23 protein-coding genes are annotated in these 20,052 nt (G+C 38.1%); 11 read left to right on the forward strand and 12 right to left on the reverse strand.

Annotation, left to right across the window (positions count from 1 at the left end; translation table 11 throughout):
• Window positions 1-67: 67 nt before the first annotated feature.
• A complete protein-coding gene (locus ACJJVZ_RS12315) occupies window positions 68-778 on the forward strand; it encodes a flagellar brake domain-containing protein (RefSeq protein WP_405600813.1) in 711 nt (236 codons plus the stop codon).
• A 151-nt stretch (window positions 779-929) separates the two neighbouring features.
• Here the strand turns inward: ACJJVZ_RS12315 and ACJJVZ_RS12320 are convergent, their stop codons facing one another.
• The 5 genes from ACJJVZ_RS12320 to aceK all read right to left on the reverse strand — a co-directional run bounded on the left by ACJJVZ_RS12320 (window position 930) and on the right by aceK (window position 5,729).
• The gene (locus ACJJVZ_RS12320) at window positions 930-1,718 is read right to left on the reverse strand and encodes a hypothetical protein (RefSeq protein WP_405600815.1); all 789 of its coding nucleotides are present in this window, start codon (window positions 1,716-1,718) and stop codon (window positions 930-932) included.
• Window positions 1,719-1,913: 195 nt separating this feature from the next.
• The gene (gene lepB, locus ACJJVZ_RS12325) at window positions 1,914-2,564 is read right to left on the reverse strand and encodes a signal peptidase I (protein ID WP_138585079.1); all 651 of its coding nucleotides are present in this window, start codon (window positions 2,562-2,564) and stop codon (window positions 1,914-1,916) included.
• A gap of 159 nt (window positions 2,565-2,723) precedes the next feature.
• Complete coding sequence (locus ACJJVZ_RS12330) at window positions 2,724-2,975, reverse strand: DUF2999 family protein (RefSeq protein ID WP_007582532.1); 252 nt, start codon at window positions 2,973-2,975, stop codon at window positions 2,724-2,726.
• Window positions 2,976-3,037: 62 nt separating this feature from the next.
• Entirely contained in the window at window positions 3,038-3,892 is an 855-nt protein-coding gene (locus ACJJVZ_RS12335) for a zinc-binding dehydrogenase (RefSeq protein ID WP_405600819.1), read from the reverse strand.
• A 64-nt stretch (window positions 3,893-3,956) separates the two neighbouring features.
• Complete coding sequence (aceK, locus tag ACJJVZ_RS12340; protein WP_405600822.1) at window positions 3,957-5,729, reverse strand: bifunctional isocitrate dehydrogenase kinase/phosphatase; 1,773 nt, start codon at window positions 5,727-5,729, stop codon at window positions 3,957-3,959.
• A gap of 117 nt (window positions 5,730-5,846) precedes the next feature.
• Here aceK and ACJJVZ_RS12345 point away from each other — a divergent pair, with 117 nt between their 5' ends.
• The 5 genes from ACJJVZ_RS12345 (at window position 5,847) to ACJJVZ_RS12365 (ending at window position 9,249) form a co-directional block, all read left to right on the forward strand.
• Window positions 5,847-6,794: a LysR family transcriptional regulator gene (locus ACJJVZ_RS12345; protein WP_405600825.1), complete on the forward strand. Its 948-nt coding sequence runs from the start codon at window positions 5,847-5,849 to the stop codon at window positions 6,792-6,794.
• 425 nt (window positions 6,795-7,219) lie between these two features.
• Entirely contained in the window at window positions 7,220-7,594 is a 375-nt protein-coding gene (locus ACJJVZ_RS12350) for a hypothetical protein (protein ID WP_405600828.1), read from the forward strand.
• A 224-nt stretch (window positions 7,595-7,818) separates the two neighbouring features.
• Entirely contained in the window at window positions 7,819-8,223 is a 405-nt protein-coding gene (locus ACJJVZ_RS12355) for a DUF1801 domain-containing protein (RefSeq protein ID WP_405600830.1), read from the forward strand.
• Window positions 8,224-8,282: 59 nt separating this feature from the next.
• Window positions 8,283-8,663: a GNAT family N-acetyltransferase gene (locus tag ACJJVZ_RS12360; protein ID WP_405600833.1), complete on the forward strand. Its 381-nt coding sequence runs from the start codon at window positions 8,283-8,285 to the stop codon at window positions 8,661-8,663.
• A gap of 139 nt (window positions 8,664-8,802) precedes the next feature.
• On the forward strand, window positions 8,803-9,249 hold the full coding sequence (locus ACJJVZ_RS12365) for a hypothetical protein (protein ID WP_273048994.1): 447 nt from the start codon (window positions 8,803-8,805) through the stop codon (window positions 9,247-9,249).
• A gap of 12 nt (window positions 9,250-9,261) precedes the next feature.
• Here ACJJVZ_RS12365 and icd read toward each other — a convergent pair whose 3' ends face one another.
• Window positions 9,262-10,530: an NADP-dependent isocitrate dehydrogenase gene (gene icd / locus ACJJVZ_RS12370; protein ID WP_405600836.1), complete on the reverse strand. Its 1,269-nt coding sequence runs from the start codon at window positions 10,528-10,530 to the stop codon at window positions 9,262-9,264.
• A 186-nt stretch (window positions 10,531-10,716) separates the two neighbouring features.
• Here icd and ACJJVZ_RS12375 point away from each other — a divergent pair, with 186 nt between their 5' ends.
• Complete coding sequence (locus tag ACJJVZ_RS12375) at window positions 10,717-11,520, forward strand: hypothetical protein (protein ID WP_405600838.1); 804 nt, start codon at window positions 10,717-10,719, stop codon at window positions 11,518-11,520.
• Here the strand turns inward: ACJJVZ_RS12375 and ACJJVZ_RS12380 are convergent.
• Window positions 11,507-12,064: a hypothetical protein gene (locus ACJJVZ_RS12380; RefSeq protein WP_405600840.1), complete on the reverse strand. Its 558-nt coding sequence runs from the start codon at window positions 12,062-12,064 to the stop codon at window positions 11,507-11,509. The two genes, ACJJVZ_RS12375 and ACJJVZ_RS12380, sit on opposite strands and share 14 nt — an antisense overlap.
• A 369-nt stretch (window positions 12,065-12,433) precedes the next feature.
• Here ACJJVZ_RS12380 and ACJJVZ_RS12385 point away from each other — a divergent pair, with 369 nt between their 5' ends.
• Window positions 12,434-12,601, forward strand: coding sequence for a hypothetical protein (locus ACJJVZ_RS12385; protein ID WP_007375427.1), 168 nt, complete (start codon window positions 12,434-12,436; stop codon window positions 12,599-12,601).
• Between the two features lie 130 nt (window positions 12,602-12,731).
• Window positions 12,732-13,574, forward strand: coding sequence for a transporter substrate-binding domain-containing protein (locus ACJJVZ_RS12390; RefSeq protein ID WP_193155514.1), 843 nt, complete (start codon window positions 12,732-12,734; stop codon window positions 13,572-13,574).
• 80 nt (window positions 13,575-13,654) lie between these two features.
• Here ACJJVZ_RS12390 and ACJJVZ_RS12395 read toward each other — a convergent pair whose 3' ends face one another.
• The 5 genes from ACJJVZ_RS12395 to ACJJVZ_RS12415 all read right to left on the reverse strand — a co-directional run bounded on the left by ACJJVZ_RS12395 (window position 13,655) and on the right by ACJJVZ_RS12415 (window position 17,404).
• Entirely contained in the window at window positions 13,655-14,230 is a 576-nt protein-coding gene (locus ACJJVZ_RS12395) for a YceI family protein (RefSeq protein WP_282131702.1), read from the reverse strand.
• A gap of 12 nt (window positions 14,231-14,242) precedes the next feature.
• A complete protein-coding gene (locus ACJJVZ_RS12400) occupies window positions 14,243-14,782 on the reverse strand; it encodes a cytochrome b (protein ID WP_405600843.1) in 540 nt (179 codons plus the stop codon).
• A 307-nt stretch (window positions 14,783-15,089) separates the two neighbouring features.
• Window positions 15,090-15,926 carry a segregation and condensation protein A gene (locus ACJJVZ_RS12405; RefSeq protein ID WP_405600845.1) on the reverse strand — a complete coding sequence of 279 codons (837 nt, stop codon included), beginning with the start codon at window positions 15,924-15,926 and terminating at the stop codon, window positions 15,090-15,092.
• Window positions 15,927-15,929: 3 nt separating this feature from the next.
• Window positions 15,930-16,553 carry an L-threonylcarbamoyladenylate synthase gene (locus ACJJVZ_RS12410; RefSeq protein ID WP_077538098.1) on the reverse strand — a complete coding sequence of 208 codons (624 nt, stop codon included), beginning with the start codon at window positions 16,551-16,553 and terminating at the stop codon, window positions 15,930-15,932.
• Complete coding sequence (locus ACJJVZ_RS12415; protein WP_405600847.1) at window positions 16,550-17,404, reverse strand: PHP domain-containing protein; 855 nt, start codon at window positions 17,402-17,404, stop codon at window positions 16,550-16,552. Before ACJJVZ_RS12415 ends, ACJJVZ_RS12410 begins: the two co-directional genes overlap by 4 nt.
• Window positions 17,405-17,868: 464 nt before the next feature.
• On the opposite strand from ACJJVZ_RS12415, the gene ACJJVZ_RS12420 reads away from it, so the two are divergent.
• Together ACJJVZ_RS12420 and ACJJVZ_RS12425 are read left to right on the forward strand one after the other, a co-directional pair.
• A complete protein-coding gene (locus ACJJVZ_RS12420; protein WP_405600850.1) occupies window positions 17,869-19,437 on the forward strand; it encodes an anthranilate synthase component 1 in 1,569 nt (522 codons plus the stop codon).
• 1 nt (window position 19,438) lies between these two features.
• Window positions 19,439-20,041, forward strand: a complete 603-nt coding sequence (locus tag ACJJVZ_RS12425; protein ID WP_405600853.1) for an aminodeoxychorismate/anthranilate synthase component II — start codon at window positions 19,439-19,441, stop codon at window positions 20,039-20,041.
• Window positions 20,042-20,052 lie beyond the last annotated feature (11 nt).

Consider the following 20,052-nt stretch of genomic DNA (forward strand, 5'->3'; position numbering starts at 1 on the left):
TTCAGGCTAGTGTTTTATTATTGCTATTAAAACATACTTGTTTGCTAGTTATGTATAGGTATTCTCTATGGCAGAAGAAAAAAACAACGTGGAAGAAAAAGAAAATTTACCCGATAAAAATAATAAATTTTTTCTAGATCTTTTACCAGGTAAGTTAATTGATATTCAGTTAAATAATCCTATCCAAATGCGCTTTAAACTCCCGCTTATAGGCTATGATATTGGAAAATATTTAGTATTAAAATACCCATCGCAAGCTGGAAAACATAGCTACACTGATGTTTTAAAAGAAGGCAACGGCGCCATTGTTAGGTATGTTGTTGAAGATGAACGAGGAGAATGCATTGCATTTTCTACTACGATTCTTGCAATTTCCTTTCGCCCAGAAAGGTTGATTTTTCTCGACTATCCAAAAAAGATAGAAAGTAGACAATTAAGAGAAACTAGTCGATTAAAAACACACATTCCGGCAAAAATAAGCCTACATGAAGAATATGAGCCTGACAGCAAAGGGTTATTAAATGGCTTAATTATTGATATTTCGCCGACTGGGTGTCGATTTACGATTCACGTTAGTTCTGGCTTTTTAGCACTAAAAAGGCGACAGGTTTTTATGCACATCATTTCGCCAATAGATAGTAAACCTGTTGTTATTAGCTCCTACATTAGAAATAACCAAATGAAAGACAGTAATTTACACGTAGGTATAGAATTTGACGCCCAAGAACACGCAAAACTACAAGAATTACTTGAAGCTTTTTCTATTAGTGGTGATTGAATACACTTCAATCATCCTCATTACCGGACCAATTGAACTTTATATTAAACATAGCAATAAAGTGATTAGCTTAAATTAACTGTTCAGATAAACACCCTTTCTAGCCCTTCTTTATTCGAATTTAAAGGAATTACTAGAGCAGTTAACGTACTTAACTGCGCTTATTTTGTGTATTCATTACCATGACTTTAGGAAGGTGAATAACAATTGATTGAGAGATTATATAAAACACCCAATTAATATATCTTATCTGCGGATAAAATCCTTCTCCGCCATTACCATAAATCCAAAAAAGACCTATTAGGGCATCTGCTAATGCGGCAAAAATTAAACCTAAACTCAATATCCACACACTCAGCGGCGCTTTTAAAGCCCCATATGACTTAACTAACAAAACACTAGCTAGACCCACAGCCGTTATTAGAAAGCTATAAGCCCACGTTAATACTAATGTGTAGCTCGCAGCTTCTGGGATATACATCGAGTAAAAAGAGGTCAGAGATACACATAAGGCTGTTAAAAAATAAAGACCTAAAATACGAGTGTTATTGCACGCTTTTGACTTAATCACAAAAAAGTAAGCTAGTAGCAATAGTGTATAACCAGGTGCAAAAAATAAAATCGAGTCAACTAAATAATCATGTTTAATCACATTGCCATGAATATAATATTGCTCTAGTAAATTAAAATTAACGACGTCACCGCATATACATAACAATAATGATCCCGTACAAAGCAACGCAACCCTTTTCACACGCTTACTCTCATTATTTTTATACACACAACGAGTGATACTGATACTGTTAAATAGCAAAAGAGCGAGTGAAGTAACCTCAAAAGTTAATAGTGTATGTTGCTCAGGTGCCCATAATAAACCGGCACTCGCTACAATTAATGCAATAACTGACGCTAAAGCTGATAACTTAATATGTTTATTCATAATATATGACCTGAACTCTGGATAATAAATCTATCTCAGCAGCTATTTTCAATACTAACTGTGTTGAATTTACTTACATGTAGCGCGCTATTGACACATGAAATTGCCTTGTTCTCACTGACAATTCTTAGCCCGAGTAAACCTCTTAACCAGAGTTCACGTTAAATAGTTTTTAGTTAACTCAAAAATTAGGCGTTAATTTAATACTTTTAAAATACGATCTTTTCTTGGTAAATAGTAGTCATCATAATCAAGCGATACAATCACTCGATTAGCTTTACCTAGGAGCTCTTGGCGAGGTATTAGACCAATTACGCGTGAGTCTGCACTATTATCTCGATTATCACCCATTGCAAGGTAGTAACCGTCAGGGATAATTACTTCTGCAAAGCCCGATAAACGCGAAGGACTATGAGCAACACGTATAGAATGTTTATGACCATTTAAATCTTCAATTTTATCAAACGAGTCTGTATTACTTTGCTGATATGCATAAGTAAGCTTTTTGCCATTAATAATAAGTTCATTATTTTCAAGTGCTACGCTGTCTCCTGGAACGCCAATAACACGCTTAATTAAGCGGTTATCTGCAGCTTGTGAATCAAATACAATAATATCACCTGTTTTCGGATCGTTTAATTTTAATAATGATATGTGCGTAAACGGAATACGTAAATCGTAGGCCATTTTGTCGGTAAGGATCCGATCACCTTCTTGAATCGTTGGTTGCATCGATCCTGTAGGTACTTCGTACCAATCTGCAACCGCACTTCTAAAAACACTCATTAATGCAATGAATATGATGAGAGAACGGTTATTTTTCCAAAACTTAAAAAGTGACTTCATGCTTTGTCCTTGCTGTTGGTTGATATTATATGACTTTGTTAAGTAGCAGTCGTTCAATGAGGAGTGTAACAAAATATGTTTAATTTAGAGAAAAGCAAATAGATAGGAAAAAACCAAGGCGAATTTACTTACTATCGACCTTGGCTAAACGTTTACTCGTTACTGATTTAGTTTTTCTTTTGCTTCTTTTACCTTTTCAAAATCTAAACCTAGTTCGTCGGTTGCTTCTTTAATTAAGTGTGGCTGTGTCATTACGACTGCCATTAGTTGCTGTAGTTTTTCTGGTGGAATACCAAGCTCTTGAACAAGTGCCATTGCCATCATTGGGTTTTGAGTAAACGCTTCAAACAATGCTTTTACTTTTTCGTCGCTTACATTGTGCTCTTTAAGTATTGCTAGTATTGGATTCATTATTAAACCTTAAGTGTTTTTTATAGGACTTAGTATATGGGCTAAACCCTAAAATTAAAGAGTTACTCTACAAGTAAAACCACTTTACCCGCATTTTCGTTACGCTCTAAAATAGCATGAGCTTCGTTTGCATCGCCCCAAGGTAGAGTTTTATATACGTTAAAGTCATATTTTTTATCGGCTAGCTCGCTGTAAAAACGCGCTACAAAATCATCACGTAAATTACGTTTAAACTCAATGCTACGATTACGAAGTGTTGAGGCATGGAACGAAATACGCTTTTGTAAAAGCGTTGCAAAATCGACTTCTACAAAGCGTCCATCTAAAAATGCCAACATTACAATTTGACAATCCATCGCTGCAATAGTGGCGTTTTTATTTAAGTAACTCCCCGAAACAGGATCTACAATTGCATTTGCTGTGAGATTATTTGCTTGCATATATTCTACAAAGTCAGTGGTTTTGTAGTTAATTGCATGATCGACACCGAGCTCTTTTGCGTGTTGGCATTTATCATCCGTACCAGCGGTAATGACCACGGTAGCTCCAGCGCTTTTAGCCATTTGAATTGCTGCAGCGCCCTCAGCCATTGTTACATCATCTGGCAATTCCATCAGCTGCTTTGCATCAACGGCTACATATTCACTGTAAGCACCACCAGCACATAACGTAAATATACGCTTATTTAGCCAAGTTTTTTCTACCTCTTTGCCAAGCTCGATAATTGTACCGGCACACTCAAGTCCTAAAATTAGACTGTCTCCTGCTGGTGCTGGGTATTTACCTTGTCGCTGCATACAGTCTGCACGGTTAACACCAATCGCTGCCACTTTAACTAGCACTTCGTGGCTTTTTAAAACCGGCTTGTTGGTTTGTGCAAATGCAAGATTGCTATCTTCATGAGAAATATATTTCATTGTTGCTCCACATGTAAAAACTGTAATAGCTTATAGATGGGGATGAACACAGATCCAAACAACCTCAAAAGCGCCAGCTTTGTTTATAAGGATAAACATCAGGTAAATAGCCTTGGTGTATTTGTTGCTGACAGCTTTGCCAAAACCCAGCTGAAAACAGATTATTATGATGGCTATTAAAGTACTTAAATGCGCTGTCGTTTGCACTAAAAAACACCTTGAACTGACTCGGGAAAATATCGTTTTCGTCTATATCAAAATACGAACTAGTGCTTAGCTCTTCAAGGCTATTTTGTGTTTGCGGTACTTCTCTAAAGTTACACTCAGTCAGTGGGCAAATCTCGTCAAAATCATAAAATACAATCCGGCCCCAACGTGTTACACCAAAATTTTTCATTAACATATCGCCTGGGAATATATTAGCGCCGGCTAACTCTTTAATTGCTTTACCGTAATCAATCATTACCTGCTCTAGAGCTTTGTTATCACAGTGATTAATGTATAAATTAAGCGGGGTCATTTTACGTTCAACATACACGTGTTTTAAAATAAGTGCCTTGCCCGATATAATCATGCTGGTACCAATTTGGCTTCTCATCTGCTCAAGCAGTTCATCGCTAAAACGGCTTAAATCAAACGCTAAATACCTAAATTCGTGCGTGTCTACCAAGCGCCCAACGCGGTCAGCTTGCTTTACAAAGTTATATTTTTCTTTTACTTGCGCCTTGGTAGCTGTTTTTGGTGCGCTAAATTTATCTTTAATGACTTTGTAAACATAGTCTGAGCCTGCAATTGTAAAAACCAGCATCACCATACCTGGCGTACCAGGTGCTGTTGTGTATTTAAGGTTTACTGGGCTGTTTTTAGTCGTATCAACTTTATAACGATAAAATTCCGTTTTAGCGTGTTTAATAAAACCGATAGCGTTAAATAACTCAAAGCGTTGTTTGTGCGGCATTAATACACTTAAGTAATCTACGTAGCGGGCGGGCTGGTCGGTATCAACCATAAAATAGGCGCGTGCAAAGCCAAATAATAGACTTAATTGATCGGCGCCCATCATTACAGCATCTATTTTTAATCCGTTATCGGTATTCAAAATAGCGATGGCAAAAGGCATATTATCGCCATTTTTAGCTATGCAACGCCCAATTAAATAACAGGCTTTATTTCTGAAAAATAATGAATTAGCGTATTCAATATAGCCATCATTTAAATTTATAAGTTCGTACACCTGTTTGCATTGCTGCTGCGCGCCTTGCATTAACGTACTGTGTAATGTGGCTACATCACGCTCTAAATGATTAAACGGCACTCTAAATACTTGATTAGTAATAAGCGTTTTAACGGCGCTATTGAACCCTTTTTGTAGTGATACTCTACTCACTAAGCTCTCAAAGGAACGTGGCTCGCTGCGATACTTTGCTTTCAATACAAATAAATGTACGGTGCGAATTTTTTTATCGTCCCAAATTGCACCAAAAGTAGAATTAAAAAAGGTATGTGCAATGGGTTTGTTTTCATGATTTTGCACCATATCACCGTAAATATTTTTAGCTAACTGCCACGTTTGCGAACAAGTAAGTTCAGCGTAAGCAATAACCCGCACCGCTTCACTTACGTTTTTCACTTCGCGCTCATACACTTGTAAACGCTCACGCATAGCGCTTTGTGCATCGTGATATTTTTGTTGTTCAAAACGGCTTTGTGCACCCAGTGTAATATTTAAAAATTGCGAAAACATGGCTTCAAACCCAGCAAAAACTGACCGCGCAAGTTTTGTAGCTATAACATGTTGCAGCGCATTATTAGGTTGTTCTATTAACATGTTTTGCATAAATACAGTACTTATATTGATGCCAGTTATGGCGGTTATTTTTTATTAATTGTTTACACCTTAGCAAGCAGGCTTTAATTTAGATAATTAATAAAGCATATAACTTAAATTGATCATATGAATATAAGAAACGTCGACCTCAACTTGTTAGTATACTTAAATGTACTCATTGATGAAAAAAGTGTTTCGAAAGCGGCTAACAAGCTCGCGCTTACGCAACCTGCTATGAGTAACGCATTAAAGCGTTTACGCGATTTATTTGACGATCCACTACTGGTGCGTGCTGCAGGTTCAATGACACCAACGACAAAAGCAATTGCGTTAAAACCTGAAGTAGAGGCCCTATTAAAAATGGCTGAGGCTATTACTCAACCTAGCGAGCAATTTAACCCTGCAACCGCTAACATTACGTTTAGAATAATGGCAAACGACTATATAGAGTCGACCTTAATAGCCCCTTTTATAACCGCGCAACTTAGTAAAAACCTAGGTATCAATTTTGATGTATTAAGCCCAAGTGACGTAAATCTGCAAGATATGGAAAAAGGCACTATCGATTTAGCCATAAATCGCTTTAATGGGCTGCCTCGCTCGTTTCATCAAGCCAGCGTATGGCGCGATAATTACTGTTGCTTATCCCACCCTAAAAATACCTTTTTACAACAGTCAGGTTTAGACGATTACTTAGAGAAAGAACATATTTGGGTAAACCGTGCAGGTTGGGGGCCTGAAGCCGCTGTTACTAATAAATCGGGAAAACAAAAACTCGGTTGGGTAGACGAAGCTCTTTGGCAACTCGAGCAAACCCGTAAAATACGCGTTTTTACACGCCACTACATGATTGCAGGCCTCCTTTGCCAATCAGAGCAGCTTATTGCTACCCTTCCACGCCGCCAAGCTAAATTACTCACTACACATACAAACCTAGTAATAAGCCAAGTTCCTTTTCAAATAGTGCCTATTGAGGTGAAAATGATATGGAGCCCACTGCTTCACCACGCACCAGCACATCAATGGCTAAGACGTGAGTTATTAGCGTTTGCTAAAACAATTGCAGATAGATGATAAAAATAAACTAATTCGCATGTTATAAGCAATATTTAGAATAATAAATCCTTTGCGTTATTCCGTAAAAATTATAAAATAGTAACAGTATTACCCAACATAAAGCCTAGGGCCTGTTGACCTTTCAGGATTGAAATTTGTTCAATCGAGGGACGATTGAATCGCGGCGCGAGGTTTGTAACCTAGTGGGCTAAGTAAAAATAGAGCAAAGCTTCCGCGTCCTGCTCACGCCCCTTATCTACATTCATGTAGGCAACAAAGAGTTAATCGTCCCTAGAAAGAACCCTATGGGCAGCGCATGTTTGGCATTTATGCTGCGTTATCGCCTATTTATGGGGAATAACCAAACTACATAGGCTCTGCCTTACCTAAATACCAAACAGTCTGCTGCAAATTTAACCTCGAAAGATAAACAGGCACTAGTAATGAGCGAAATTCATTTCTTAAATATAGATCTAGATATTGAATCAAAGGAGGATATTCGTCCAATTGTCCATTTTTGGGGCGAAGAAGTTATGATATTTCGACTCGAAGAGATTGAAGGCACTTGGCGTGGTTCTTTCGAAACGTCTGAAGATACAGAAAACGATATCGTTGATAAATATCACCAATTGATTATGTCTCTACCACCTAACCTGAGAGCTATTTGGGATGGGTGTATAAAACGGATATTCGACTTTGGGTTTGAAGCAGGCTCTTTGCCAAGAGCATTTCAATCATCGTTGAGTCAAAGCTCGATCTCAAAGTTAGCTGAAATTGGTGGAGCCATAACGGTGACAATCTATGTATCAGCTGACTAAAGTAAAAATGACCGACCGTATAAGCGCTCGTTAATCTTTGTTATGTCATTAGTTTGAAGGCTTGGAGTGAAGTTCTTAGCTACAAAATTATTATCTTAAATAAGCGAAACAGTGGTATACACGTTAAAATTGAATCAAAATAGGTACTTCTCTATACTTGTTGTTTTAATAAAATAAACAATGGGTAATTTATAAACCTCATTGTATTTAAATTGGATGATTAAATGGACATAATCGTACAGAACAAATTTAGTACTTACCCCATTGACGTGAGCATTTTACTTAATGCGCTACGTGATCTTATTTTTGAAGTTGCCAAGCATGACGAAATTTCTGATATAACAGAAACATTAAAATGGGGGGAGCCTAGTTACATTTCTAAAATTGGCAGTACCATTAGGATTGATTGGAAAAATAAATACCCTGAGCAGTATTTTATTTATTTCAACTGTAAAACATCACTCGTAGATACGTTTAAAGAGCTCTACGGCGATACTTTTATATACGAGGGTAATCGTGCCATTGTATTTAAAATTAACCAAGCTGTACCTTATAAAGAACTAGCGCATTGTATCTCTATGTCATTACGCTATAAAAAAATCAAGCACTTAAGATTACTTGGTGCATAATCACTCAATGCTGCACATTCAATCTCCATAGTTCTACAGCACTTAAAAGGTCTCCGTTAATGATAAATAAACTCGATAATACCAATGACCGTATTGCAAAAGCGATTTTTACAACATTTCAACGCGCTTATACTATTGAAGCTCAACTTATTGATGTGCTTGACTTCCCTCCATTATCACGTACCGTTAACGATATAAAAAATGACTGTTTAGATATATGTAGCCTAACTGTTGATCCTGATTATTTTAGAAAAGGCATCGCACATAAATTATTAGAAAGTGTGTTAGCAATAACACCGGTTTCACGGGCAATAGTCGAGACGGCAGTTGCTAATACACCAGCAATCAATTTATATAAAAAACATGGTTTCATGGAATATAAAAGATGGACTCCTTCACATGGTATTGAAAAAATTGCGATGTCTATTAGGGCGTGTTGATGAGCAGCAATTACGGAAAGTTAAGACCACTTTAGCTTAATATTGATCAAATCAATATCAGTTATTGAAAACAACAATTTCATTAATAATACACTTAGCGCTAGAGTGAAGTTAAGCCAACAAACTAAGAGTAATTATTATGCCAACGACAGCAACTTTCACACGACAAGATGGATTATTCATTGATGCTAACTTACATCAGTTCATTGAAGAGCAGCTGTGCACAACAGCAACTTTAAAAACTACTGAGGTTTATCAAGCATTAGCAACACTTGTAGATGAGTTTGGGTGTACGTGCCGTAAAAATAAGCATCAAGCAAATGACACACTTGAAGTCAGTACACTGTTAAATGCATATCAGCAACAAAATCATCCGCACTGTCATGTAGATGCACAAACAACAGAAGCCGTTCTTGATGAATACTGCTGCCAAGTACCTGCCATTATTGTTGTTGCATTAATGGATACACTTAGCGGTACACATTGTGATGAGCCAAGCGCACATGCCTTATACCACCGCGCTGCACAATTAACTAACCGCCCTTGCATGCACAGTTTACAACTTGCTAATGCATCAGCAGCTTAATAATGGTTGTGTTTAAAAATGCTCGATAACCTTTTGCGCAAACTCTGTACACGTTAAGGTTGTCGAGTTATGAAGACTTGAGTTATCGGTGTGCTCTTTTATTAAATCAAAGGTTACTTCACCGCTTTTAAATGTTTGCTCTAACGCATTTTCTATTAGTAATGCGGCCTCTTTCCAGCCCATAAACTTAAGCATTAATACTGCACTTAAAATACTACTGCTCGGGTTCGCTTTATTTTGCCCAGCAATTCGCTCGAACGTACCATGAGTGGGTTCAAAAAAAGCCACTTCATTATTTAAATTAGCTGCCGGCATTATGCCAACACCGCCAACTTGGGCGCTTAGCATATCTGCTAAAAAGTCGCCGTTTTGATTGGTCGTTGCTATTACATCAAACTGCTCTGGGTGCATTAAACATTGCTGCAGCATGTTATCTGCTATTACTTCTTTAATAACTAGAGGCGCGTACCCTGCTCGCTCTATTTGTAACCAACGACCATTTTGATGATTTGTCGCATTAAACTCTTTTTTAGCCAGCGCAAACCCCCAACGTTTAAATGCACCATCAGTAAATTTAAGTACATTCCCCTTGTGCACAATGGTCAATGAGTCGCTGTTATTGTTAAGAGCATAGTTTATAGCATAACGAATTAAACGTTCAGAGCCTTCTTTTGATATGTTTTTAATACCAATGCCGCATTCTTGTGTAAATCGTAAGCGCGTTACCCCCATTTCTTCACATAAAAAATCGAGCATCTTTTCACTTTCAACACTGCCGGCTTGCCATTCAATGCCTGAATACACATCTTCGCTGCTATCTCGCAGTACAGTTATATTAGTTAAAAAAGGATTTTTTAGAGGGGATGGGAGCGCACTAAAGCCTTTAATTGCCCGCATATTTACAAACAAATCCATTTCTTGCCGGAGCGCTACATTGAGTGAACGAAAGCCACCACCCAGCGGGGTTGTTAATGGTCCTTTTATAGCGATTTTACAAGCACGTACTGCATTAATTGTTTCTTGTGGGAACCAATCACCATCATATAATTTAGCTGCTTGTTCACCATTGTAAACCTGCATCCAATGAATTTTCCTATCCTTTTTATAGCAGTGAGTAATGGCGCTATCCACAACATGGCGCATTACAGGCATAACATCTAAGCCCACCCCATCACCATCTATATAAGCAATAATAGGTTCAGGCGGGATATGCCATTGCCCATGGCCGTCTATTATTATATTTTGACCTTGCTCTGGCACATTTATATGTTGGTACTGCATTGCTAACACCTACAAATTTTTATAAACACGATTAAAGCATGTTAACTAAGGTGTGTCTGTATATGTACTTTTATAGTTACTATCACTTTAAAAAATAATAAATTAACTGTGACTATTTACGTCATGGGTTGGTCTTGTTTAGTTAGCCTTATCGTATTAGCTATTAAATTAAAGCGGAGCACGTTAATGAAACTCTTTTTAGTATTACTGTTATCAATAATCGCTTTTAACTCGCTGGCCATTGAAGTAGTAATACATAACCTCAGCTCGCTCTCAAATAACGGCCAAAAAACGGTATCGACTTGGGTTAATCAAAGTGTTGAAAAAACAAAAAACACCTTGGGCCCTTTACAACAAAGTATCTTGCCTATTTATTTAAAACCGCAATACTTTGCTTTTGAGCCAGTGCCTTGGGCCACTGTTAAACGTAATAATCCTGATGGGCTTGAGCTACATATAGATCGCTACGCCAGTTTAAAAGCATTTACTAAAGATTGGACGCTGTATCATGAGCTTGCACACTTATATTTACCACTATTGCCTTATTCAGGGTTTTGGCTAAGTGAAGGTTTTGCCAGTTATATGCAAAACGTGATAATGCGTGATAGCGGTATAATTACCCAGCCACAGTTTGTACAGCGATTAAATGCAGGATTTGACCGCGCACGCTTGCAAACTAGGACTAAAAATCAACCGCTTGATAAGCTTTCTGCCGATATGTGGAGGCAGCGTGCCCAGCAACGTGTTTACTGGACAGGCGCTGCTTTTTTTGTAGAAGCTGATTTAGCACTGCAAAAGCAAGGAAAAACAGTTGCACATGTAATCAAAGCGTATCAAGTATGTTGTAAGGCCTCACGTTCTGATGCTAAAACGTTTATAAAAAATCTCGATAAACTATCTAAAAGTAGTGTATTTTCAAACCTATACGTAAAGTACAATAGCCGTACTGACTTTCCCACAATTACAAAATCACAGCTTAATCAGTTGTAGCACTACTTTTTAAGTAACTACAAAAATCGCGGTATCCTTGTTCATCAAAATTGGGCGAGTGCCGATTCATAAAACCATGTAAATAGTCTACTTTGTTACACTCTACGCTAGCTTTATCACTTAATCTTGAAATGATTTCATCAACATTAAAATGTACTTCGCGTTTAGGGAAAATAAACTCACACGGCACGTTTGCACCTAACGCTAAATAATTACGGATTTGCGATGGATAAAATCCAATTAGCTTTTTAAGGTGTGTATTGCCTGTTAATAACTGCGCCCGCCATGCAGCACTTGCTCCAGCGCTAAATGCAATACAGGTTGTAGGAACTTTGAGCTCATTAAAGCATTTATGAAGTTTGGCTGTATATTTATCATGCCCACATTGTTCAATAAAGTTATTGTAATTATCTTGTTCACTTTCAATGGCTTGAAATTTACTGTTGTAAGGGTCCACAATCGATACATTCGCACTAACTTCGTTTGATAACTGCACTAAAGCAGTGCTTAAACCAAAAATATCACTCACAATCAGGTAATTCATACTTATCCTTTATTAACTAAAAATTGGCTTTGTAAGCAGTTGATAAGATTTATTATAAATAATACCGCATAAATTACTTGTGCTAAACATATATTTAAGTTACCTTCCCTCTCTGGTTTAAATAAACCACCGCGGTTAACCATTTACCCTGATCCAGTAAGCCCCGCAAAACGTATATTTGAAAGCTAAGTTATTGTACGGCGAGAACCCCTTAAATAATACCGAGATGAATTTTACTATCATCGCAAAAGTGTCATAAAGATCGTCAACACTGTAATGAAGCTAAACACAACATCGTTTATTTATTCACTGCATTTTGCTATAAAAATATAGCGCAGAATAAATAACAAGAATAAAGTGAGTTTTATTATGTCTTATAAATATAATGGGTCTATGATCCAAATTGCACATCCAGTGCAATCAATTTCAGTAAACAAACATCGTGTGATCTTCAGTGATACACAAGGTTTAAAAAATGCATTATTTCAAAAAGCGAGTGATGCGCGCCAATTTGTTAAGTGGCTAAAAGCCAGTTAAACAAAAACATTAATTGTCTTTTATCCGCAATTACTAAAAATATTTTGCCAGCCTCGTTGCTGGCATTTTACTTTTTAACACTTTAGTGGTTACAATGGTCTTAGGATAATAACTATTGGTTGCCGCGTTAATGCCTCGTATATTTTTAACCTTTATATTATTTAGTTATTTAAGCCCCGTAGCTAATGCTAAAACCATTAATTGGTTAACGCACGACTTTGCACCTTATTATATTTTAAACGGCCAGTACCAACACCAAGGCCGTGACGAAAGCATAATCTCCCTTCTTGAAAAGCAATTACCCACTATTACTTTTAACCGGGTCATCATACCTTCAGGTAAAGTAATTCAAGAGCTATCAAATATCTCCCAAAACGTCTGTGCATTATCGCTTTATAAAAATGATTACAGAAAAGAGCATATTTACTTCACTGATGAAAGCTCAACAACAGGCTTATCACCTTCAATTGCCATGCATAATAAACTGGCTGATGCACTTGAACTGCCTAATGCCACTGAGGTGTCGTTGTTAAACTTAATACGTGATAAAAAGCTGACGCTGGGTGTTTCAATGAGTCGCTCATACGGTAAAGAAATTGATACCATTATAAATACAACCCCTGATATAGATTTAGTAATAAGACCTACTCGCGACAGCCTAGCAAGCCTCACTTACATGCTGAATTTAAAACGAATCGATATTTTATTGGGTTACCCAAGTGAGCATTACTATCTAGCTAAGTCGATGCATTTTGATAAAAATTTAACGCAGCGTGCACTCATAGAATCACCAGCTTTAAGTTATGGTTTTATTGGCTGCACTAAGAATGAACAAGGTGCGAAGGATATAACGATCCTTAATGAGCGACTTAAAGTAATTAAAAAAACGCAAGCTTATAATGACGTGCTTATGCGTTGGTTACCTGAGCATTTAAGGCCGCTATTGCAATCACGTATAAATGGCACAAAATAAGCGGAGTTAAAGCCGCTTAATTTGAGTTTCTGCTAAGCAAAAAACGCCACACAAGTGGCGTTTTTTATTTAATAACGATATTACTGACGAATCCCTTCTATAAATAAACCTATATCTACATGCGTAGATGCTGGCCCTAAGTTGTAATCAATACCGTAATCGGCAAGCTTTAAACTCGTTTCACCTTCAAAACCTACACGATAACCACCCCATGGATCGTTACCTTCACCAATTTTTTCGATTTCGAAAGTAATCGTTTTAGTGATCCCATGTAACGTAAAGTCACCCGTCACTTCGCCAGAATCACTTTCAAATTTAATACTTGTGCTTTTAAAGGTTGCTGTTGGGTACTTATCAACATTTAAAAAGTCTTTACCGCGTAAATGCTTATCACGCTCAGCATGATTCGAATCTAGGCTTGTAGTATCAATGTTAACCATAATTTGCGACGCATTAGGATTTTTAGCATCGTAATTAAATTTACCATCAAATGTATTAAAGCGACCATGCAACCAGCTGTAGCCTAAATGTTTAATTTTAAAGTTTACAAACGCGTGAGCACCCTTTGTATCAACAACATAATCAGCTGCATTGGCGGCTGTTGCCGAAAGTATCATTGCCGCAGAGACTGCCGTGCTTAATAGTAATTTTTTCATTTTAATCATCCTTTATGGTTTGATCATTCTTAGTAAGGTTTTATCTTTGTCGATAAAGTGATGTTTTAACGCCCCAAGTGCATGCAATACTACAAAACCGATTAAAACACATGCACTGTAATAATGTACTTTTCCTGCAATATCGGCTTGGCTGTCAAAAGCAAAATCAAACGCCGGAATATTAAACAAGGTAAAAACTTCAATTGGTCGCCCGTCTGCGGTCGATATTAAGTACCCAGCAGTAACAATAACAGCCACTATAATATACATGGCAATATGCGCCGTATGCGCTAATTGGTTGATGCCTTTACTTTCACCTAATGGTTTAGGCTGTGTAGATAAAGCACGCCATACAATTCTAAATAAAAATACGGCCACAAGTGTAATACCAATACTTTTATGTAGGTCGAGCGAACCTTTATACCAACTGTCGTAATAAGTAAGTTCGACCATATATAAACCTAAGCCAAACAGGCCAAACATAGTCAGCGCCATGAGCCAATGTAAAATAATGGCGACAAGTCCGTAAGATGAAGGTGTATTTTTAAACATGTGTAACTTCCTATAATGCTATGGCGATACAATATAGTGCATAGCCATAAATGAAAATAACATTTACAAACACTTTACGTGCGTATACGCACAGAACTTTATTATTTAAAGTCAGTTTTGCAAATAATACCAATCTGCTTGTATATGGGGTCTATTCAAAGTTAAGAAAATTACGCTAGGACGAGGCAGAAATTTTTGTATCTAATTGTTCTAAATAAAAATTTTTAACGACGTAATAGTGCAATTTAATTCGTTAAATTGCTCAAATATTCATGCCGGTTGGTATGAGAGGATTAAACTGATAAGTTTATAGGGTGGATTGCTCGCTTAAGCTGACATAAATCAAGCTCTCAGGGCTTACTTGCAAACAGGTAACAAGCCCTTCTTTAATGAGCTCAAGCATGGCTATAAAACTAACCACCACACCACTTCGCCCTTCATTTGGCGTAAAAAGCGCATTAAATACCACCGCTGAGTTTGCTTGCGATAGTTGCTGTAGTATTTGACTCATCCGCTCTCGGGTTGAAAGTACTTCGGCAGTAATTTGATGATGTTCAAAGGTTTTTGCACGCGCCATTACATCACTCAGCGCCAGCATTAAGTCTTTAAGTTCAATATCGGGGAGATTTTGGCTTGTGTCTTCACTGGTTGGCATCGCGGCATGTGCTATAAAAATGTCACGCCCAACACGAGGAATATCATCGATATTTTCGGCAGCTTTTTTAAACAGCTCATATTCTTGCAGGCGTTTAATAAGCTCAGCGCGAGGATCTTCCTCTTCTTCAAGCTCTTCGTGTACAGGGAGTAATAAGCGTGATTTAATTTGTGCAAGTAACGCAGCCATAACTAAATATTCACCGGCAAGTTCGAGTTGAAACTCGGTCATCATTTCAACGTAACTTACATACTGCTCTGTAATACTAAATATAGAAAGTTCGAGCACATCAAGCTTATGCTTTTTAATTAAATAAAGCAGTAAATCGAGTGGGCCTTCAAAGGTTTCTAATATAATTTCGAGCGCATCGGGTGGAATGTATAAATCTTCAGGTTTATCTACAACTGCTTTACCATGCAAAAAAGCCAGTGGCAGCTTTTGCTGTACTGGCTTTTCACTATTTTTTGTATCGGCAGTACTTTCGCTCACTACTTACAACTCAAATGGGCTTGTATCACCACAACCAACACGTAATATTTTAACTTCATCTTCTGATAAATCTATTACTGTAGTCGCTTGCTCTGCTAAGTAACCACCGTGAATAATTAAATCAACGTGTTTATCTAATCGCTCTAGAATTTCATCAGGATCGGATTCAGTAAACTGCTGCCCTGGTAAAATTAGTGAACACGACATTAGCGGCTCGCCAAGCTCGGCAAGCAACGCACACGCAATTGGGTGTTCAATGACACGCATGCCAATGGTTTTTTTCTTGTCGTTTAATAAACGTTTAGGGACTTCTTTTGTGCCTTTAAAAATAAAGGTATAAGGCCCTGGCGTATTATTTTTAATAAGTCTGAATAACTGATTATCTACACGTGCGTAAGTAGATAGCTCCGATAAATCTCGACAAACAAGCGTAAAGTTATCGTTTTTATCTATATCACGAATGCGCTCTATGCGCTCTTTGGCTTGCTTATTACCAATGTTACAACCGATGGCGTAGCCCGAATCTGTTGGGTAAACAACAACGCCGCCTTGTTTAATAATATCAACAGCTTGACTAATCAGTCTTGGTTGCGGGTTATCAGGATGAATATGAAATAATTGACTCATGTTAATGCCCCTTCTTGTCCTTCCCAAACTTGCCAAACACCTTGGCAATCTTTTGGTAGGTATAAATTTTTACCAAGCTCTAGATAGCTTGTCGGAAAATGAAAATCAGATCCTTGTGAGCAAAGCAATCCGTACTCTCGGCTAAGTTCACCTAAAAATTGACGCTCGCTTGGCGCTTGTTGAGGTTGCGCAACTTCCATTGCGTCCCCCCCTGCACTTTTAAATTCTACTAATAATTTGCGTAGCCACTTGTTTGACATTTGATAGCTACTTGGGTGCGCAAGTACCGCAACACCACCAGCGGCATGTATTGCCTCTATAGCGGTTTGCATAGTGCACCAGCAACTTGGCACGTAGCCTGTTTTTCCACGCCCTAAGTACTTTTTAAAAACACCTGGAAAATTTTTAGCTACACCGCGCTCAATAAGGGCGCGTGCAAAATGTGCTCGTGTAATTTGCGCGTCTTTTGCCAGCTCTTTAGCTTGCTCGTATATGCCATCAAAGCCATTTTTTGCAAGGCGAACACCAATCTCTAGTGCTCTATCTTCTCGCTTTTGCTGCTGAGCTGATAATAAAGAGGTAAGGTCAATATTATTAATATCAATATTTAAACCTACAATATGAATTTCGAAGCTTTCCCATTTGGTAGACACTTCGGTACCCGTTATTAATGAAAGCGGTAAGTTTTCTGCTTCAATAAATTGCTGCGCAGGCTTAATAGCCGCCACAGTGTCGTGATCGGTAATAGCAAACACATCAATATTTTTATCAACAGCGCGATGCAATAATTCTTCAACCGTTAAACGCCCGTCTGAATGTGTGGTATGACTATGTAAATCGTATTTTATCAAAAGAAAACTGCTTAAAATTAAGGGTTACTGGTGTTTATGCAAGTATAACAACTTTTTTGACTAAATTGTTTTAAATAAACACTTGACACAAAAGCATAAGATACGTTTTACTGTAGCCACTTTAAGACACATTAAGAATTAACAATAATGATCAATTCAAACTTAAACACTATTTGGTGGTGGCACTCGTAATTTTCGGGTGATGAATTGTCGTGTCTAGCAAAAATTCAAAACCCGCAACTATGCGGGTTTTTTTATAACTAAATTTTACGAAATGTTTACGTTAAAAATATTTAATAAATTTTGAGGCAGAAAAACATGAATAACGGTCTTACTCATACACATCGTTGGTGGTGGCGCCTGATATAGCGGGACGGTAATGATCTGTTTGTAATTTAGATATCGTTATTCAAACCCCGCATTGCTAAAGCATTGCGGGGTTTAATTTTTTGAGGGAATGAGGTTTGATTTTTAGTCATATAACTACCACACCAGGCGAAGTAACAAGCATAACGCAAGTACGCGACTATATTAGTAGTCCTCTTGCAGTATACGCGGCACTTGATAAGCCTAACTCACTACTGCTTGAATCGGCTGAGATTGATTCTAAAGACAGTGTAAAAAGTTTAATTTTAGTCGACTGTGCACTGCGCATCGTATGCCAAGGTAAAACAGTCACTATTACTGCTCAATCTAATAATGGGCAACAGCTGCTGAGCTACTTGCAAGCAAATGTTAAAAGCTGTGACGCCACTTTAGACGGCGCAACACTTACCCTTTGTTATTTAGACACTAGCGGCGATACTGACGAAGCAAGTAAACTAATTGCAGATAATGCATTTAGCGCCCTTCGTACTTGTATTAACAGTATTAAAAGCACAACTAACAATCCATTTTCGTTATTTTTAGGCGGTGTATTTGCCTACGATATGGTAGCAAACTTTGAGCAATTAAGTGATGTACCTGATGGTGAAAACACCTGCCCAGATTACGTGTTTTATTTAGCCGAAACGTTAGTTGTTATTGATCATCAAAAGCAAACAACTGAGCTCATTGGTAATGTATTTAATGGCCCAGACGTACACGCTAACTGCTTTGAAGTAGGTAAAGAGCTTGAGCGATTAAATACACTTTGCGATAACGCAGCAGAGTTTAGCGCACCAATACAAAGCGGCCAATGTGAGGTTAGTGTTGATATAGACGATGACACTTATTGCGAGCAAGTAGTAAAGCTTAAAAAGAATATTGTAGATGGTGATATTTTTCAGGTAGTGCCGTCGCGTACATTTTCACTACCTTGTCCTGACGCTTTGCATGCTTACAGCCAGCTTAAAAAGCAAAACCCAAGCCCGTATATGTTTTATATGCGCGATGAGGACTTTGCATTATTTGGTGCATCCCCAGAGTCAGCACTTAAGTACGACGTAAGTAATCAGCAAGTAGAAGTATACCCAATTGCTGGCACTCGAGCGCGCGGCAAATTTACTAACGGGCAAATAAACCCAGACCTAGACAGCCGCATTGAGTTGGAACTAAGAAACGATCAAAAAGAGCGCGCCGAGCATTTAATGCTCGTTGATTTAGCACGTAACGACGTAGCCCGCATCAGTGTTGCAGGTACGCGTTTTGCCAAAGAGTTATTAAAAGTAGACCGCTATTCACAGGTAATGCATTTAGTATCACGCGTTGTTGGCACATTAAAACCCGAGCTTGATGCACTGCATGCTTACCAAGCGTGTATGAACATGGGCACCCTTGTTGGTGCACCAAAAGTACGTGCTGCTGAGCTTGTACGTCAAACAGAAGGGAAACGCCGTGGCAGTTATGGCGGCGCTGTTGGTTACTTAACCGGTGATGGCGCAATGGATAGCTGTATTGTTATTCGCTCAGCTTTTGTTAAAAATAACATAGCCTACGTGCAAGCAGGTGCAGGTGTGGTGTTTGACTCAGATCCTATTTCAGAAGCAAGCGAAACTCGCGCTAAAGCACAAGCGGTTATCACCGCCATAAAATCTACGTATAAGGCGGTATAAAATGAGTAAAGCGAATCCTATTAAAATCTATTTTTTAGATAACTTTGACTCATTCACATATAACTTAGTTGATGAGCTAACGATGCTTGGCTGCGAACTCGTTGTTTACAGAAACAACATTAGCGCTGAGGTTATTTTTAATAAAATGCGCCAAGAGCAAGAACAAGTGCTATTAGTACTTTCACCAGGTCCTGGCACACCAAGCGATGCAGGCTGTTTAATGGAGCTTATCGAGCTCTCTAAAGGCCACTTCCCAATGCTAGGCATTTGTTTAGGCCAACAAGCATTAACACAAAGTTACGGTGGAGTAATCGGTCACGCGGGTGAAACCGTACATGGTAAGTCTTCAATTATTAAATTAGGCGAACATCCTGTATTTGATGGTATGGGCAATACAATGCCTGTAGCACGTTACCATTCATTAATGGCAACAAAAGTGCCTGATAATATAAAGGTTATTGCCCAGTATGAAGATATCCCTATGGCTATTTATCATCATGATGACAACGCATTGGGTTATCAGTTTCATCCAGAATCAATACTGACGCCAAACGGCGCAATGCTACTTCAGCAAAGTGTCGCTTACTTAACACGCGCTAAATAAAAGAGGACATT

Origin of the sequence: Pseudoalteromonas sp. Ld19 (assembly GCF_045064135.1) — a bacterium.
GTDB classification, from domain to species: domain Bacteria; phylum Pseudomonadota; class Gammaproteobacteria; order Enterobacterales; family Alteromonadaceae; genus Pseudoalteromonas; species Pseudoalteromonas aliena.